This window comes from Enterobacter cloacae complex sp. 2024EL-00227, assembly GCF_043945315.1.
In the GTDB taxonomy this organism is placed as follows: Bacteria; Pseudomonadota; Gammaproteobacteria; order Enterobacterales; family Enterobacteriaceae; genus Enterobacter; species Enterobacter roggenkampii.
In genome coordinates this window covers 26,945-42,676 of record NZ_JBIMQP010000011.1, presented here as the reverse complement: position 1 = coordinate 42,676, position 15,732 = coordinate 26,945, and the positions used below count along the sequence as shown (strand labels likewise).

At 57.0% G+C, this 15,732-nt stretch carries 14 protein-coding genes; 9 read left to right on the top strand and 5 right to left on the bottom strand.

From position 1 onward, the window contains the following. Positions 1 to 159: 159 nt before the first annotated feature. Positions 160 to 597 carry a universal stress protein UspA gene (gene uspA, locus ACHH0Z_RS18245; protein WP_003861223.1) on the top strand — a complete coding sequence of 146 codons (438 nt, stop codon included), beginning with the start codon at positions 160 to 162 and terminating at the stop codon, positions 595 to 597. Between the two features lie 92 nt (positions 598 to 689). On the opposite strand, the gene rsmJ is transcribed toward uspA, so the two are convergent. After that, positions 690 to 1,442 carry a 16S rRNA (guanine(1516)-N(2))-methyltransferase RsmJ gene (rsmJ, locus tag ACHH0Z_RS18240; RefSeq protein WP_045408637.1) on the bottom strand — a complete coding sequence of 251 codons (753 nt, stop codon included), beginning with the start codon at positions 1,440 to 1,442 and terminating at the stop codon, positions 690 to 692. Positions 1,443 to 1,449: 7 nt separating this feature from the next. Beyond that, positions 1,450 to 3,492 (bottom strand): oligopeptidase A, encoded by a 2,043-nt coding sequence (gene prlC / locus ACHH0Z_RS18235; protein ID WP_023326259.1) that lies wholly within the window; start codon positions 3,490 to 3,492, stop codon positions 1,450 to 1,452. Positions 3,493 to 3,699: 207 nt separating this feature from the next. On the opposite strand from prlC, the gene ACHH0Z_RS18230 reads away from it, so the two are divergent. The 3 genes from ACHH0Z_RS18230 to ACHH0Z_RS18220 all read left to right on the top strand — a co-directional run bounded on the left by ACHH0Z_RS18230 (position 3,700) and on the right by ACHH0Z_RS18220 (position 7,799). Continuing rightward, positions 3,700 to 4,542 carry a 23S rRNA (adenine(2030)-N(6))-methyltransferase RlmJ gene (locus ACHH0Z_RS18230; protein WP_021242151.1) on the top strand — a complete coding sequence of 281 codons (843 nt, stop codon included), beginning with the start codon at positions 3,700 to 3,702 and terminating at the stop codon, positions 4,540 to 4,542. A gap of 71 nt (positions 4,543 to 4,613) precedes the next feature. Beyond that, on the top strand, positions 4,614 to 5,966 hold the full coding sequence (gene gorA / locus ACHH0Z_RS18225) for a glutathione-disulfide reductase (protein ID WP_045408639.1): 1,353 nt from the start codon (positions 4,614 to 4,616) through the stop codon (positions 5,964 to 5,966). Positions 5,967 to 6,149: 183 nt separating this feature from the next. Beyond that, positions 6,150 to 7,799 carry an alpha,alpha-trehalase gene (locus tag ACHH0Z_RS18220; RefSeq protein WP_008503121.1) on the top strand — a complete coding sequence of 550 codons (1,650 nt, stop codon included), beginning with the start codon at positions 6,150 to 6,152 and terminating at the stop codon, positions 7,797 to 7,799. 59 nt (positions 7,800 to 7,858) lie between these two features. On the opposite strand, the gene ACHH0Z_RS18215 is transcribed toward ACHH0Z_RS18220, so the two are convergent. After that, the gene (locus ACHH0Z_RS18215) at positions 7,859 to 9,448 is read right to left on the bottom strand and encodes an STY4199 family HEPN domain-containing protein (protein ID WP_008503122.1); all 1,590 of its coding nucleotides are present in this window, start codon (positions 9,446 to 9,448) and stop codon (positions 7,859 to 7,861) included. Positions 9,449 to 9,595: 147 nt separating this feature from the next. Between ACHH0Z_RS18215 and ACHH0Z_RS18210 the strand changes: the two genes are divergently transcribed. Beyond that, on the top strand, positions 9,596 to 10,135 hold the full coding sequence (locus tag ACHH0Z_RS18210; RefSeq protein WP_025910199.1) for a GNAT family N-acetyltransferase: 540 nt from the start codon (positions 9,596 to 9,598) through the stop codon (positions 10,133 to 10,135). A gap of 71 nt (positions 10,136 to 10,206) precedes the next feature. Further along, the gene (locus ACHH0Z_RS18205; RefSeq protein WP_008503124.1) at positions 10,207 to 10,545 is read left to right on the top strand and encodes a lysozyme; all 339 of its coding nucleotides are present in this window, start codon (positions 10,207 to 10,209) and stop codon (positions 10,543 to 10,545) included. Here ACHH0Z_RS18205 and ACHH0Z_RS18200 read toward each other — a convergent pair. Further along, complete coding sequence (locus ACHH0Z_RS18200) at positions 10,524 to 11,126, bottom strand: response regulator transcription factor (RefSeq protein ID WP_021242146.1); 603 nt, start codon at positions 11,124 to 11,126, stop codon at positions 10,524 to 10,526. The genes ACHH0Z_RS18205 and ACHH0Z_RS18200 overlap by 22 nt on opposite strands. Before the next feature lie 154 nt (positions 11,127 to 11,280). Continuing rightward, positions 11,281 to 12,039: an SDR family NAD(P)-dependent oxidoreductase gene (locus ACHH0Z_RS18195; protein WP_025910193.1), complete on the bottom strand. Its 759-nt coding sequence runs from the start codon at positions 12,037 to 12,039 to the stop codon at positions 11,281 to 11,283. Positions 12,040 to 12,158: 119 nt separating this feature from the next. Here ACHH0Z_RS18195 and ACHH0Z_RS18190 point away from each other — a divergent pair, with 119 nt between their 5' ends. The 3 genes from ACHH0Z_RS18190 to ACHH0Z_RS18180 all read left to right on the top strand — a co-directional run bounded on the left by ACHH0Z_RS18190 (position 12,159) and on the right by ACHH0Z_RS18180 (position 15,717). Continuing rightward, complete coding sequence (locus tag ACHH0Z_RS18190) at positions 12,159 to 13,058, top strand: LysR family transcriptional regulator (protein WP_008503127.1); 900 nt, start codon at positions 12,159 to 12,161, stop codon at positions 13,056 to 13,058. Between the two features lie 50 nt (positions 13,059 to 13,108). Continuing rightward, positions 13,109 to 14,134, top strand: a complete 1,026-nt coding sequence (gene yhjD / locus ACHH0Z_RS18185) for an inner membrane protein YhjD (protein WP_008503128.1) — start codon at positions 13,109 to 13,111, stop codon at positions 14,132 to 14,134. A 260-nt stretch (positions 14,135 to 14,394) separates the two neighbouring features. Further along, complete coding sequence (locus ACHH0Z_RS18180) at positions 14,395 to 15,717, top strand: MFS transporter (RefSeq protein WP_008503129.1); 1,323 nt, start codon at positions 14,395 to 14,397, stop codon at positions 15,715 to 15,717. The last annotated feature ends 15 nt before the right edge of the window (positions 15,718 to 15,732 follow it).

Here is a 15,732-nt window from a genome sequence, read left to right as displayed (position 1 = left end):
GCTCATTTAATAGTGTAGGAGATCCGTTAATTTTTTTGCCACAAGGTTAATCGTTATCAACACCAAAGCTTGAAAAATATGTTTAACTGGGCCGTAATGAAAGCATCAGACGACGGCTTTCCCATTTAGTCATCGATAACTTAAGGAAGGAGTAACACTATGGCTTACAAACACATTCTCATCGCGGTAGACCTCTCCCCGGAGAGCAAAGTGCTGGTTGATAAAGCGGTATCCATGGCACGTCCCTACAACGCGAAAGTTTCGCTGATTCACGTTGATGTGAATTACTCCGACCTCTACACCGGTCTGATCGACGTCAATCTGGGCGATATGCAGAAGCGTATCTCCGAAGAGACGCACCACGCCCTGAGCGAACTGTCCACCAACGCGGGCTACCCGATTACCGAAACCCTGAGCGGCAGCGGCGACCTGGGCCAGGTATTGGTTGATGCGATCAAGAAATACGACATGGATCTGGTGGTGTGCGGTCACCATCAGGACTTCTGGAGCAAGCTGATGTCTTCCGCTCGCCAGCTGATTAATACCGTTCACGTGGATATGCTGATTGTTCCGCTGCGTGACGAAGAAGACGAGTAAGTGCAAAAAAGCCCGGTGGCGCTAACGCTTACCGGGCCTACAGGCGGCACGAAATGTAGGCCGGGTAAGGCGAAGCCGCCACCCGGCTTTTTTTATTCCGGTGTCCCCGAATAAATATCAAACCGGTGCCCTTTGGTGGTCACCGCATTGGTCGTGGCAACGTCCGCCAGGGGCGGCGCATAGTCAGGGCGCTTCACCACCACCCGCTTCGTCGCCAGCTGACGAGCCGGTTCCAGCAGGCCATCCGCATCCAGATCAGGCCCCACCAGAGACTGAAACACCCGCATCTCTTTCTTTACCAGCGCGCTTTTCTGCTTGTGCGGGAACATCGGGTCGAGATAGACGACCTGCGGGCGCGGGGTGATATCGGTCAGCGCCGTCAGGCTCGAGGCATGAATCAGCTGCAATCGTTCCTGCAACCACGGCCCGATTTCCGGGTCCGCGTAGCCACGCGTCAGACCATCGTCCAGCAACGCGGCCACCACCGGATTACGCTCCAGCATCCGCACATGACAGCCGACAGACGCCAGCACAAACGCATCGCGCCCCAGCCCCGCCGTGGCATCCACCACGTCCGGCAGATAGCTTCCTTTAATCCCAACCGCTTTCGCCACCGCTTCGCCGCGACCGCCGCCGAACTTGCGCCGGTGCGCCATGGCTCCGCCGACAAAATCGACAAAAATCCCGCCGAGCTTCGGTTCATCGCGCTTACGTAATTCGAGATGTTCTGGTGTCATCACCAGCGCCATCAGGTTATCTTCATCGTGCACCAGCCCCCAGCGGGCGGCCAGGACAGATAAGGCGCCGTCTCCGGCGCCTGTTTCATCCACTAAGCAGATCTTCACGTAACAATCAGCCTTTGATCCCGTAATGCTCAAGCATCGCGTCCAGCTGCGGCTCGCGCCCACGGAAGCGTTTGAACAGCACCATTGGCTCTTCGGAACCGCCGCGGGTCAGGATGTTGTCGAGGAACGACTGGCCGGTTTCGCGGTTGAAAATCCCCTCTTCTTCGAAACGAGAGAAGGCATCCGCCGCCAGCACGTCGGCCCACAGGTAGCTGTAGTACCCTGCCGCATAGCCGCCCGCGAAGATGTGGCTGAACGCGTGCGGGAAGCGGCCCCAGGTTGGCCCTGGAATAACCGCGACCTGCTTTTTAATCTCGGCCAGGGTTTCAAGGATTTTCGCCCCCTGCTCCGGGCTGAACTCGGCGTGCAGGCGGAAGTCGAACAGGCCGAACTCCAGCTGGCGCAGGATAAACATCGCCGCCTGGTAGTTCTTCGCCGCCAGCATTTTATCCAGCAGTTCTTTCGGCAGCGGTTCGCCGGTCTCGTAGTGGCCGGAGATAAACGCCAGCGCGTCCGGCTCCCAGCACCAGTTTTCCATAAACTGGCTTGGCAGCTCGACCGCATCCCACGGTACACCGCTGATGCCTGCCACGCCTGCGGTTTCGATGCGGGTCAGCATGTGGTGCAGGCCGTGACCGAACTCGTGGAACAGGGTGATCACTTCATCGTGGGTGAACAGCGCAGGTTTGCCGTTCACCGGACGGTTGAAGTTACAGGTCAGGTAGGCGACCGGCTTCTGCAGGGAACCGTCTGCTTTACGCATCTGGCCCACGCAGTCGTCCATCCACGCCCCGCCGCGCTTGTTCTCACGCGCGTAGAGATCGAGGTAGAAGCTGCCGCGCAGTTCGTTTTTCTCGTCATACAGCTCGAAGAAGCGCACGTCCGGATGCCAGACGTCGATATCGGTACGCTCTTTGGCGGTGATGCCATAGATGCGCTTCACCACTTCAAACAGGCCGTTAACGGCTTTGTTTTCCGGGAAGTACGGGCGTAGCTGCTCGTCGCTGATGCTGTAGAGGTGCTGCTTCTGTTTTTCGCTGTAGTAAGCAATGTCCCACGGCTGCAGCTCGTCCACGCCGAACTCCGCTTTCGCGAAGGCGCGCAGCTGGGCCAGCTCTTTTTCACCCTGCGGACGGGCGCGTTTCGCCAGATCGGTCAGGAAGTCGAGCACCTGCTGCGGGTTTTCCGCCATTTTGGTGGCGAGAGATTTGTCGGCGTAGTTTTCAAAGCCCAGCAGCTGGGCCAGCTCGTGGCGCAGGGCGAGGATTTCCGCCATGACCGGGCTGTTGTCCCACTTACCGGCATTCGGCCCCTGATCGGAAGCGCGGGTGCTGTAGGCGCGGTACATCTCTTCGCGAAGCGCCTGGTTGTCGCAGTAGGTCATCACCGGCAGATAGCTCGGGATATCCAGGGTTAACAGGTAGCCGTCCTGCTCTTTCGCTTCGGCCTGCGCTTTTGCCGCCGCCAGCGCGCTTTCCGGCATACCGGAAAGCATAGCCTCGTCGGTAATCAGCTTCGTCCAGCCCATGGTGGCGTCGAGCACGTTGTTGCTGTACTGGTTGCCCAGCTCGGACAGGCGCGCGGCGATTTCACCGTAGCGGGTCTGCTTCTCTTTTGGCAGGCCAATCCCGGACAGCTCAAAATCACGCAGGGCGTTATCGACTGATTTTTTCTGCGCCGTGTTCAGTTCGGCATAATGGTCGCCGTCGCGCAGGTCGCGGTAGGCTTTGTAGAGCCCTTCGTGCTGGCCGACCCAGGTGCTGTACTCAGAGAGCAGCGGCAGGGTTTGCTCGTAGGCTTCGCGCAGCTCCGGGCTGTTTTTTACCGAGTTCAGGTGGCTCACCGGGGAGAAGATGCGCCCCAGCACGTCGTCCACTTCGGCCAGCGGCTGACACAGATTTTCCCAGGTGTACGGCCCGCCCTGCGCGACCACGCTTTCTACCGCCGCGCGGCAGTTGTCCAGCGATTGCGTAACCGCTGGAACCACATGCTCGGGGAGGATTTTAGAAAACGGTGGCAACGAAAAAGGCGTCAGTAATGGATTGGTCATAAACGCTGTCCTGTTGAAAGAGGTGAATGAAGCGCGCATCCGGCGCTGTGCATATGCGATCTAGAATGGGGTTAAGTGTAGAGGATTTCAATGCCAGACGTGGCGGAAAAGAGCCCGGTGGCGCTGCGCTTACCGGGCCTGCGGGTAATCTGCGCCGTTCTGCTGTAAACTGTGGCAAATCGTCAATTCAGCGGAATATCATTACCCATGCTCAGTTATCGCCACAGCTTCCACGCAGGCAACCACGCCGACGTCCTTAAACACACCGTTCAGAGCCTGATCATCGAATCGCTCAAAGAGAAAGAAAAGCCGTTTCTCTATCTGGACACGCACGCGGGCGCGGGCCGTTATCAGCTGAGCGGCGAGCATGCCGAGCGTACCGGTGAATATCTGGAAGGGATCGCCCGCATCTGGCAGCAAGACGACCTGCCTGCCGAGCTGGAGCCGTACATCGGCGTGGTGAACCACTTCAACCGCAACGGCCAGCTGCGTTACTACCCGGGATCCCCGCTGATTGCCCGCCAGCTGCTGCGCGAGCAGGACAGCATCCAGCTGACCGAGCTGCATCCGAGCGACTTCCCGCTGCTGCGTTCTGAATTCCAGAAAGACAGCCGCGCCCGCGTGGAAAAAGCCGACGGCTATCAGCAGCTGAAAGCCAAGCTGCCGCCGGTTTCCCGTCGTGGCCTGATACTGATCGACCCGCCGTACGAAATCAAAACCGACTATCAGGCGGTGGTGACGGGTATTCACGAAGGCTACAAACGCTTCGCCACCGGGACATACGCCCTGTGGTATCCGGTGGTGCTGCGCGCGCAAATCAAGCGCATGATCAAAGACCTGGAAGCCACCGGCATCCGCAAAATCCTGCAGATCGAGCTGGCCGTGCGTCCGGACAGCGACCAGCGCGGCATGACCGCCTCGGGCATGATCGTCATTAACCCGCCGTGGAAGCTCGAAGCGCAGATGAACAACGTGCTGCCGTGGCTGCACAAAACGCTGGTGCCAGCCGGTACGGGTCATACCTCCGTCAGTTGGATCGTGCCGGAGTAATCGCAGCCATCGGTGGAAACTATTGATTTCAGGTATACAATCGCGGCAATTCACGATTAAGGACAAAAGCTATGACTAAGCATTATGACTACATCGCCATCGGCGGTGGCAGCGGCGGCATCGCCTCCATCAACCGCGCGGCCATGTACGGCCAGAAGTGTGCGCTGATTGAAGCCAAAGCGCTGGGCGGCACCTGCGTGAACGTGGGTTGTGTACCGAAAAAGGTGATGTGGCATGCGGCGCAAATCCGTGAAGCTATCCATATGTATGGCCCGGACTACGGCTTTGACACCACCATCAACCACTTCGACTGGGACAAACTGATCGCCAGCCGTACCGCCTACATCGATCGTATTCACACCTCCTACGACAACGTGCTGGGCAAAAATAACGTCGACGTTATCCACGGCTTCGCTCGCTTCGTTGATGCGAAAACGATCGAAGTAAACGGTGAGACGATCACCGCCGATCACATCCTGATCGCCACCGGCGGCCGTCCGAGCCACCCGAACATCCCGGGCGTGGAATACGGCATCGACTCTGACGGTTTCTTCGAACTGCCTGCCCTGCCTAAGCGCGTTGCCGTGGTGGGCGCGGGTTACATCGCGGTGGAGCTGGCTGGCGTGATTAACGGTCTGGGCGCCGAAGCGCACCTGTTCGTGCGTAAACACGCGCCGCTGCGCAGCTTCGATCCGCTGATCGTTGATACGCTGGTTGAAGTGATGAACACCGAAGGTCCAACCCTGCACACCAACGCCGTGCCGAAAGCGGTCGTGAAAAATGCAGACGGCAGCCTGACCCTGGAGCTGGAAGATGGCCGCAGCCAGACCGTCGATTGCCTGATCTGGGCGATTGGCCGTGAACCGGCTAACGATAATTTCAACCTGGGCGTGACCGGCGTGAAAACCAACGAAAAAGGCTATATCGTCGTCGATAAATTCCAGAACACCAGCGTACCGGGCATTTATGCGGTCGGCGATAACACCGGTGCCGTTGAGCTTACCCCGGTTGCCGTTGCGGCGGGCCGCCGTCTCTCCGAGCGCCTGTTCAATAACAAGCCGGACGAGCATCTGGACTACAGCAACATCCCGACCGTGGTCTTCAGCCACCCGCCAATCGGCACCGTCGGCTTAACCGAGCCGCAGGCGCGCGAGCAGTATGGCGACGACCAGGTGAAAGTGTATAAATCCGCGTTTACCGCGATGTATACCGCCGTTACCTCCCACCGCCAGCCGTGCCGTATGAAGCTGGTCTGCGTCGGTCCGGAAGAGAAGATTGTCGGTATCCACGGCATTGGCTTCGGCATGGATGAGATCCTGCAGGGCTTTGCGGTAGCGCTGAAGATGGGCGCGACCAAGAAAGACTTCGACAACACCGTGGCGATCCACCCAACGGCCGCCGAAGAGTTTGTCACCATGCGTTAATGCATAAGCCCCTCTCCGGAGGGGCTTTTTTTATTCACATTCATAAATCGTTGCAAAACGAATGCTCCGAAAAGAGTGATCTACCGCACATATCCCTCCACATCTACCGAAGCGAATGTCTACGCTTATAAGACGCCCGGATAAACCTGTCTTTTGAACACACAACCGGAGGTCCCTATCACCATGTTCAACCAGAAACTACAGGCTACCGAGAACATCGAATTCGAGATTGCAGAAGAGCTGCGCTACGAGACCGATCCCTGCGAGTTGAAACTGGATGAAATGATTGAGGCGGAGCCGGAACCCGAGATGATCGAGGGGCTACCCGCCTCCGATGCACTGACGCCCGCAGACCGCTATCTTGAACTGTTTGAGCACGTGCAGTCCTCGCGCCTGTTCACGGACAGCAAAACCTTTCCCGACTGCGCGCCGAAGATGGATCCGCTGGATATCCTGATCCGCTACCGCAAGGTCAGACGCCACCGGGATTTCGACCTGCGCCAGTTTGTGGAAAACCACTTCTGGCTGCCGGAGACCTACAGTACGGAATATGTCTCCGACCCCGGTCTGTCCCTCAAAGAGCACATTGACAGCCTGTGGCCGGTGCTGACGCGCGAGCCGCAGGATCATATTCCCTGGTCTTCCCTGCTGGCGCTGCCCCAAGCCTATATCGTTCCCGGCGGACGATTCAGCGAGACCTACTACTGGGATTCCTATTTCTCCATGCTGGGGCTGGCGGAGAGCGGTCGTAACGATCTGCTGAAATGTATGGCGGATAACTTCGCCTGGCTGATTGAACGCTACGGGCATATTCCCAACGGCAACCGTACCTATTATCTCAGCCGCTCCCAGCCGCCGGTCTTTGCGCTGATGGTGGAGCTGTTTGAGGAGGACGGCGTGCGCGGTGCGAAACGCTATCTGGAACACCTCAAAATGGAGTACGCCTTCTGGATGGACGGCGCGGAGTCGCTCCTGCTTAACCAGGCCTACCGCAGCGCCGTGCGTATGCCGGACGGCTCGTTGCTCAACCGCTACTGGGATGACCGTGATACCCCGCGCGATGAATCGTGGATTGAGGACGTGGAAACTGCCCGCCATTCGGGCCGTCCGCCAAACGAGGTGTATCGCGACCTGCGCGCCGGGGCGGCGTCCGGCTGGGACTATTCCTCCCGCTGGCTGCGCGATCCGTCGCGGCTCGCCAGCATCCGCACGACGCAGTTTATCCCCATCGATCTGAACGCCTTCCTGTACAAGCTGGAAAGCGCCATTGCCAACATCTCGGCGTCGAAAGGGGATAAAGAGACGGCCGACCTGTTCCGCCAGAAAGCCAGCGATCGCCGCGAGGCGGTGAACCGCTATCTGTGGGACGAGGAGAGCGGCTGTTACCGCGATTACGACTGGCGACGCGAAGAGCTGGCGCTGTTTTCTGCCGCCAGCATTGTGCCGCTGTATGTCGGCATGGCGACCCATGAGCAGGCCGAGCGCCTGTCGGATGCGGTCAAAGCGCGACTGCTGACGCCGGGCGGAATTCTGGCGACCGAGTACGAAACCGGCGAGCAGTGGGATAAACCCAACGGCTGGGCGCCGCTGCAGTGGATGGCGATCCAGGGGTTCAAGCAGTACGGCAACGACTCGCTGGGGGATGAAATCGCCTGGAGCTGGCTGCATACGGTGAACCATTTTTATCAGACGCATCATAAGCTGATTGAGAAGTACCACATCGCCAGCAGCACGCCGCGCGAAGGGGGCGGGGGTGAGTATCCGCTGCAGGATGGTTTCGGCTGGACGAACGGCGTGGTGCGGCGGCTGATTGGGTTGTATGGGGAGCCTTGAATAGGGTGCGGTCTGGTGCCCTCACCCCGGCCCTCTCCCACGGGGAGAGGGAGGAGAGATCAGCGAATCACCTCATAAATGGCGCTCTGAATAGACTGCCATTTTTTGGTGGTGGCATCCGGCTGTGACTTCGCACGGCGTGTGGCCATGTCGAGATCGTGCTGCTGGCGTTTCACCACCGCTGGCACGGTGCAGAAAGCTTTGAGGTACTCTTTACGTACCGAGGTCAGAGACTCGCCGTTCGACATCGCGTGGCTGAGCGTGTTGATGAAGCGCCGACACGGCTTCTCCTCCACCATGTTTTGCCGGTAGCGTAGCATCAGCTCCAGCACGTCGTCATAGCCTGCCGACATCGCCTCTTCGGTCCAGGACAGCTTCCAGTCCATACCGCCCTGCAAAAAGAGCTGGGTCACGCGGGTGTCGTTGCGGTTAATGGCCGAGCGGAAATTATTCTCGTCCCAGGTCACTCCCATGCGCGTGAGCGTTTCGCGCGAGGAAGGCGTCTCACGCATTTCCTGTGGCGGCGCCGCTTCAGCCGCGCTGACGGCCGCAGGCTGCGGTTTACTGCTGGTCACCAGCCAGAAGCCTCCCGCCACGATGGCAATCACCATAACGCCAACCGCCCCCCATAACGCACCGGAAATAAGCTGCTCGCGTTGTTCGGGGGTGCGCGGCGCGCGCTGGGTCGGCTTTTCAATGGTGTCACGTACTTCAAACAGATCCCCACCGGTGACCCGATCCATTTTCTGCGCCTTTTCCCAGAAGGTATGCAGTTCGCTGGCATCTACCGCCATGAATCCCGCCGGATTGACGCGCGTTCTCCCCTCTTCAAACGCGCGTTGAACGGGCCGCGCGATCTGCGCGTAGTAGTTATCCAGCAGCTGGATTTGCGCCGAGCTTAACGTTTTCTGGACGGTGATGTTGTTGCGAATTTGCCGAATGTCATCGAGGAAGGTTTGTAGCGTTTTACGCGGTTCAACCAGCAGCGTCAGCATGGACGGGTCGCTGAACAGCGAAGCGTAATAGCGGCTGAACTCTTTTTTATCCACCAGCATTTGCGCCAGTTCGCTGAACATCATGCCGCTCAGGACATCGTTGATCTCGCCCAACTTCAGCCAGCGCCGTACGCGATCGGCGTTAAACAAAGTCTTGAGATGGTTATTCAGCCTTACCTGATCGGGCCAGGCCTGCTGGATGAGCCCTTTTATCATGAGCTCTATCGCCCGCACCTGCTTGTGCGCCTGCTGCTGCTGGAGTTCGCTGCCCGGAGCCAGCTCCGTGCTGTAGGTCAACAGCGGCTGCTGCAGGCGAAGGTGCTCCAGCGCGGTGACAAACCGCATCGCCGCAATCAGCTGGTTTTCACTCACATCCTGTCCGCTTTCATACTGCGGCACGCGCTGCTGCAGCAGGCGCAGCTGGAGCGTAAATTCCGACATCTCGGCATCATTCAGGTTGAGTTTTTTCGCCACGGCTCCCCAGCCGCCCAGGGCTAATCGCGCGCTGTCCAGTTGTTCCAGAAACCAGCGTGGATCTTTGCCCTCAGAAGCATGTACATTCAGAAGAAGCAAAATTTCCACCGACGCATGGCGAATGACCGCCAGACAGTGTTCGAACTGTTCGCGAATATGATGTGATGTGCTGAGAGTCATTGTTTTCCTTAAGCGACAACGAAGACATCCGGATTGGCACGTAACGGCCTTTTTTCTTTTTATTTATACGCGGTTAACCATACCTGACTTTCTGTTGAAATAAAGTGACAACCCTAAAATCATTTAAAATGTTTCAGGAGAATCTGAATGCCGGTTTTAATTACCCCTCGCCTGAACTGCTCGCCTTTACAAGAAGAAGACTGGCCCTTTTTTCTGGCGCTACAGCAGCATCCCGACGTCATGCGCTTTGTGGCGGAAGACCGCCCCGTCGCGGCGATCCGCGAGGCGTTTGATTCGCGCCTGACGCCCTGGACGCCAGGGAGCGCGCACTGGCTGTGCCTCGTCGTGCGTGACGCCGCTTCCAGGGCTCCGTTGGGCGTCACCGGGTATATTCATCGGGAGGAGGATTGCGCTGAGGTCGGTTTTCTTTTCGCTCCCGAGGCGCAGGGGAAAGGTTACGGCTTTGAATCCCTGAAAGCGCTTTGCGATTACGCTTTTCATCAGGGCGGTATACGTCGACTTACCGCCACCGTCACCGCCGGGAATGTCGCCTCACGACGTCTGCTGGAAAAAGCCCGCTTTTGCCTGGAGGGCGAATTACGCGAGAGCTATTACCTTGCGGGACGTTGGCATAATGACTGGTTATTTGGTTTATTGCGGCAGGAATATCTGAATAACAATCCCTGATCAATAGCCATTTGGCGGATATTTCTCGTACCTCATTTCCTCTACAGTGTCGCCATTAAGAGGAAATGAATATGAAAGAGCATGCGCTGAAAATATCTTCTGCCGCCATCGCGTTAATAAAGAAACATCAGGGTCTTTCTCTGGAAAAATATCGTGACGAAAAAGGATTATGGGTTATCGGCTATGGCCACGTTATCCGCGATCAGGAGCATTTTCACGGCCCTGTCACACCTCTGGAGGCTGAGACTTTGTTGCGCGAAGATATCCGGTTGTGTGAAGCGCTGCTGCGGGAAAATATGACACGTCCATTAACCCAACAGCAGCATGATGCGCTGGTGATGATGATATTCAGTTTCGGAGAGATAACGTCGCTCCCAAACGCGCTTTTTCAGGCCGTCGCCCGGGTATAATACATGGCTGCCTGCGTTCTGTTTTTCACGTCCAGCCGCCGGAAAAGTGCCTCGAGGTGCGCTTTTACCGTGGCCGCACTGATGTTCAGATTGCGGCCAATCTCTTTATTCGACTCCCCCGCCGCCAGCAATTTCAAGACTTCGCGCTGGCGCTCGCTCAAGGATAATAATGCCTGAGGCGACGTCGGCTCTCTGACCCACTCTCCGGGAAAACAGACCATCCCTCTGGATACCGAATCCAGTACGGCGGAAAACCGTTCGGGATTGGCGTTTCGGGGAATAATGGCCATGACGTTTCGCTGCCGCAGCTGCTCAGCACATTTGGCCTCTTTTTTCGCCAAAATCAGAATCACACGTATCGCCGGAAAGCGATGCAGGATCGCTTCCAGCAAAGTGCTCCCTTCGTCCTGAATTAAATTCCCATCAATCATGACGATAGCCGACGGTGAAGCAGAAATCTGAGTCCATAAATCTTCTGCCTGACAGGTCCCAGTTATATTTATTTCCGGAATCAACCTCTGAAGACTGTGTATCGCTCCGTGAATAAAGAGTGACTGCCTGTCAAACATGATTACTCGCATCGTTTTTTCCCCTCTGAGAATAGCGAAGGGGGATTCTACAGAGGCATTATTTAAGAAAAAACTCAACGAATGGATACGTTACAAATCCCCGGGGTTCTTTATATCTGTCAGTATTTAGACACATTTATCTTAAGGATTTACTCAAGCGCATACATCACAGGAACATACCGCCTGATACTTCAATACGTTGCGCATTCATCCAGCCCAGTTTGTCGCTGAGCAGTGCCGCAATGGCATCGCCGATATCGTCAGGCAGCCCCACCCGTCCCAGCGCCGTCTGGGACGCCAGCATCTGGTTGAGCTCCGCGTTGTCGCGCACGTGTCCGCCGCCAAAGTCGGTTTCTATCGCGCCAGGCGCAATGATATTGACGGAGATGCCGCGCGCGCCCAGCTCTTTCGCCTGATAACGCGTCAACACTTCCATTGCTCCTTTCATCGCCGCGTAGGTCGCCGATCCCGGCTGGGTAAAACGGGCCAGCCCGCTGGAGACGTTGAGGATCCGTCCGCCGTCGCTAAGCAGCGGCAGCAGGCGCTGCGTCAGGAAGAAAGGTCCTTTGAAATGAACGTTCAGCGCCTCGTCAAACTGGGCTTCCGTCGTGTCGGTATAAGGCGCATATAAACCCGTCCCGGCATTGTTCAATAAATAGTCGAACGTTTCACGCTGCCAGACGCTCTTAAGGGTCTCCTGAAGCTGTTGGGCAAAATGCTCAAAACTCGTGATATCCCCGACGTTGAGCTGCAATGCCGCCGCGTTGACGCCTTTTTCCTGAATTTCATGCACAACGTCCAGCGCTTCCTGCTGGCTGCGGTTGTAGGTCAGCACAATTCCCGTGCCGTCTGCCGCCAGCTTTAAGGCAGCGTTTTTACCCAAACCACGGCTACCACCCGTCACTAATGCGATACGTTCAGTCATCATAAACCTCGTTTTGGCTGTTATGGAGATTGAGTAAGAGCTTATTAGGTGATAGAAAATCAATAAAGATGTGTTAAAACGCTTCACTGTTTCAGCAAAAACAACAATGAGCTATATCTATGGATAAAATTCACGCAATGCAGCTGTTTGTTCGCGTCGCGGAACTGGAGAGTTTTTCCCGCGCGGCAGAAACATTAACGCTGCCGAAAGGCAGCGTGTCACGACAGATTCAGGCCCTCGAAAACCGGCTTGGCACCCAGCTATTGCACCGCACCACCCGCCGCGTCAGCCTGACGCAGGACGGTATGGTCTATTACGAACGGGCAAAAGATCTGCTGGCAAACCTCGATGAGCTGGACGGTATGTTTTTGCACGATCCCTCCAGCATCAGCGGACGGCTCCGCGTGGATATGCCCGTCGCCGTTGCTCGAAATTTAGTCATCCCCAAACTGCCTGCTTTTCTGCAGCATTATCCGGGCATCGAGCTGGAGCTCAGCAGCAGCGATCGTCTGGTGGATGTGATCCGCGAAGGGTTTGACTGCGTGGTACGCGTCGGCACCCTGAAAGATTCAGGGCTTATTGCCCGACCGTTGGGCAAGCTGTCGGTGATTAACTGCGCCAGCCCGGATTATCTGGCGCGTTTTGGCTACCCGGAAACGCTGGACGATTTAGGCTCGCACGCCGTCATTCACTACACCGCTACGCTGGGAACTCGCCCACAGGGCTTTGAGTTTTATAACGGCAGTACGACGCAGTGGATAAAAACGGGAGGGGTGTTAACTGTTAACAGCACCGAAACTTACCAGGCTGCCTGCCTCGCCGGGCTGGGCATCATTCAGGTTCCGCGGGTTGGGGTGCGAGATTTACTGCGCGCGAAGAAACTGATTGAAATTCTCCCGCAATACCGGGCCGAACCAATGCCTGTCTCCCTGATTTATCCCCACCGGCGCAACCTCTCCCGCCGGGTACATCTGTTCATGGAGTGGCTGACCGAACTCACAAAAGCTTACGTGGACTAGTCGCAAGCTATAATTCAGTAACATCCAGCCAAACGAAAAGGAAAAGACGCGTGACGCCGGAAAATAACCCGCAACGACCCACCCAACATTTAGAGTATGAACCCATCAAGAAGATGGAGACCGAGCCGGAAGAGACCAGGTCTCCAGGTACCGCCAGCAAAGCGCTGGGGACCGTCACCGGCATTATCGCCAGAATTCAGCAGTTTCCCATGATTGCGCATCTGATACGTGCGACCGAACGCTTTAATGACCGCATGGGAAACCAGTTTGGTGCCGCCATCACCTATTTTTCCTTCCTGTCGATGATCCCGATCCTGATGGTGTCGTTTGCGGCGGCCGGTTTTGTGCTCGCCTCGCACCCGACGCTGTTGCAGGATATCTTTAACAAAATCCTGAATAACGTCAGTGATCCAACCCTTGCCAGCACGCTCAAAAGCACCATCAATACCGCCGTCCAGCAGCGCACCACCGTCGGTATCGTCGGTTTGCTGATTGCCCTTTACTCCGGCGTTAACTGGATGGGCAACCTGCGCGAGGCCATTCGCGCCCAGTCGCGCGATGTCTGGGAGCGTAAGCCGCAGGATCAGGAGAAGATTTGGGTGAAGTATCTCCGCGACTTTGTTTCGCTGATTGGCCTGCTCGTCGCGCTCATCGTGACGCTGTCCATTACCTCCGTGGCGGGCTCGGCGCAGCAGATGATCATCTCCGCGCTCTACCTTGATTACATCGAATGGCTGAAGCCCGCCTGGCGCAGCATTGGGCTGGCCATTTCCATCTTCGCCAACTACCTGCTGTTCTTCTGGATCTTCTGGCGCTTGCCCCGTCATCGTCCCCGCAAGAAGGCGCTGATCAGAGGGACACTGATCGCGGCGATAGGCTTTGAGGTGATTAAAATCGTGATGACCTACACCCTGCCCTCGCTGGTGAAATCCCCTTCCGGCGCGGCGTTCGGCTCGGTGCTGGGATTAATGGCATTCTTCTACTTCTTCGCACGTTTAACCCTGTTCTGCGCCGCGTGGATCGCCACTGCCGAGTACAAAGACGACCCGCGAATGCCGGGCAAAACGCACCGTTAACGCCTCTCCCGGGCTGAAATTTCAGCCCGATTCATCATTTCAGCATATAAATCCAGTCCGTAACTTTTATTTAACCGAAAACCAGTTTTATTGACTGATATTTAAAATCTGTGAAGCATTTCATAGACGTGTTTTGGCTGGCCTGAAAATTATCCGCTTTTTGTTGCTTTTATCACCAGGTCGCGGCTTTGTTACAGATTGAAATGTCGCTTTTGCTATGCGTAATATGGCCTTTCGTTCGACAAAAATAAGAAAATATTATGCAAGCAACCGCCACCACACTCGACTCAGAAACCGAAAACGTTCCGGTAAATTCGCGCAATAAAGTTGTCGTCGCCTCGCTGATTGGCACCGCCATCGAGTTCTTCGACTTTTACATTTACGCCACCGCGGCGGTCATCGTCTTCCCGCACATTTTCTTCCCGCAGGGCGATCCGACGGCGGCCACGCTGCAGTCTCTGGCGACCTTTGCTATCGCGTTTGTTGCGCGTCCGATTGGCTCCGCGCTGTTTGGACACTTTGGCGATCGCATCGGACGCAAAGTCACGCTGGTGGCCTCGCTGCTGACGATGGGGATCTCCACCGTGGCCATCGGCCTGCTGCCGACGTATGAGACCATCGGCATTCTGGCGCCGGTCCTGCTGGCGCTGGCGCGTTTTGGTCAGGGTCTGGGACTGGGTGGTGAATGGGGTGGCGCGGCGCTGCTGGCCACCGAGAACGCCCCGGCGCGCAAGCGCGCGCTGTATGGTTCTTTCCCGCAGCTTGGCGCACCGATTGGCTTCTTTTTCGCCAACGGGACGTTCCTGCTGCTCTCCTGGCTGCTGACGGATGAACAGTTCATGAGCTGGGGCTGGCGTATCCCGTTTGTCTTCTCAGCCGTGCTGGTGCTGATTGGCCTGTACGTGCGTGTTTCTCTGCATGAGACCCCTGTTTTCGCGAAAGTGGCCGCGGCGAACAAGCAGGTGAAAGTGCCGCTGGGCACGCTGCTGACCAAACACGTCCGCGTGACCGTACTGGGCACGTTTATCATGCTGGCCACCTACACGCTGTTCTACATCATGACCGTCTACTCCATGACCTTCAGTACCGCCGCCGCGCCGGTTGGGCTGGGTTTGCCGCGTAACGAAGTGCTGTGGATGCTGATGATGGCGGTGATCGGGTTTGGCGTGATGGTGCCGATTGCGGGCCTGCTCGCGGATAAGTTCGGTCGTCGCGCAAGCATGATCACCATCACCACGCTGATCGTTCTGTTTGCTCTGTTCGTCTTCCCGCCGCTGCTGGGTTCAGGTAGCCCGGCGCTGGTGATGGCCTATCTGCTGATTGGCCTGAGCCTGATGGGGCTGACCTTCGGCCCGATGGGCGCGCTGCTGCCAGAGCTGTTCCCGACGGAAGTGCGTTATACCGGCGCGTCGTTCTCCTACAACGTCTCGTCTATTCTGGGCGCCTCCGTTGCGCCGTATATCGCCACCTGGCTGCAGGCAAACTACGGCCTGTTCTATGTGGGTGTTTATCTGGCGGCCATGGCGGCACTGACGCTGATTGCGCTGCTGCTGACGCACGAGACGAAGCACCAGGCTCTGTAAGCTAATGCCGGGTGG

Excerpts from the sequence above, each read along its gene's own strand:
- uspA (WP_003861223.1), top strand. The coding sequence starts at position 160 with ATGGCTTACAAACACATTCTCATCGCGGTAGACCTCTCCCCGGAGAGC.
- prlC (WP_023326259.1), bottom strand. The coding sequence starts at position 3,492 with ATGACCAATCCATTACTGACGCCTTTTTCGTTGCCACCGTTTTCTAAA.
- ACHH0Z_RS18230 (WP_021242151.1), top strand. The coding sequence starts at position 3,700 with ATGCTCAGTTATCGCCACAGCTTCCACGCAGGCAACCACGCCGACGTC.
- gorA (WP_045408639.1), top strand. The coding sequence starts at position 4,614 with ATGACTAAGCATTATGACTACATCGCCATCGGCGGTGGCAGCGGCGGC.
- ACHH0Z_RS18220 (WP_008503121.1), top strand. The coding sequence starts at position 6,150 with ATGTTCAACCAGAAACTACAGGCTACCGAGAACATCGAATTCGAGATT.
- ACHH0Z_RS18215 (WP_008503122.1), bottom strand. The coding sequence starts at position 9,448 with ATGACTCTCAGCACATCACATCATATTCGCGAACAGTTCGAACACTGT.
- ACHH0Z_RS18210 (WP_025910199.1), top strand. The coding sequence starts at position 9,596 with ATGCCGGTTTTAATTACCCCTCGCCTGAACTGCTCGCCTTTACAAGAA.
- ACHH0Z_RS18205 (WP_008503124.1), top strand. The coding sequence starts at position 10,207 with ATGAAAGAGCATGCGCTGAAAATATCTTCTGCCGCCATCGCGTTAATA.
- ACHH0Z_RS18200 (WP_021242146.1), bottom strand. The coding sequence starts at position 11,126 with ATGCGAGTAATCATGTTTGACAGGCAGTCACTCTTTATTCACGGAGCG.
- ACHH0Z_RS18195 (WP_025910193.1), bottom strand. The coding sequence starts at position 12,039 with ATGACTGAACGTATCGCATTAGTGACGGGTGGTAGCCGTGGTTTGGGT.
- ACHH0Z_RS18190 (WP_008503127.1), top strand. The coding sequence starts at position 12,159 with ATGGATAAAATTCACGCAATGCAGCTGTTTGTTCGCGTCGCGGAACTG.
- ACHH0Z_RS18180 (WP_008503129.1), top strand. The coding sequence starts at position 14,395 with ATGCAAGCAACCGCCACCACACTCGACTCAGAAACCGAAAACGTTCCG.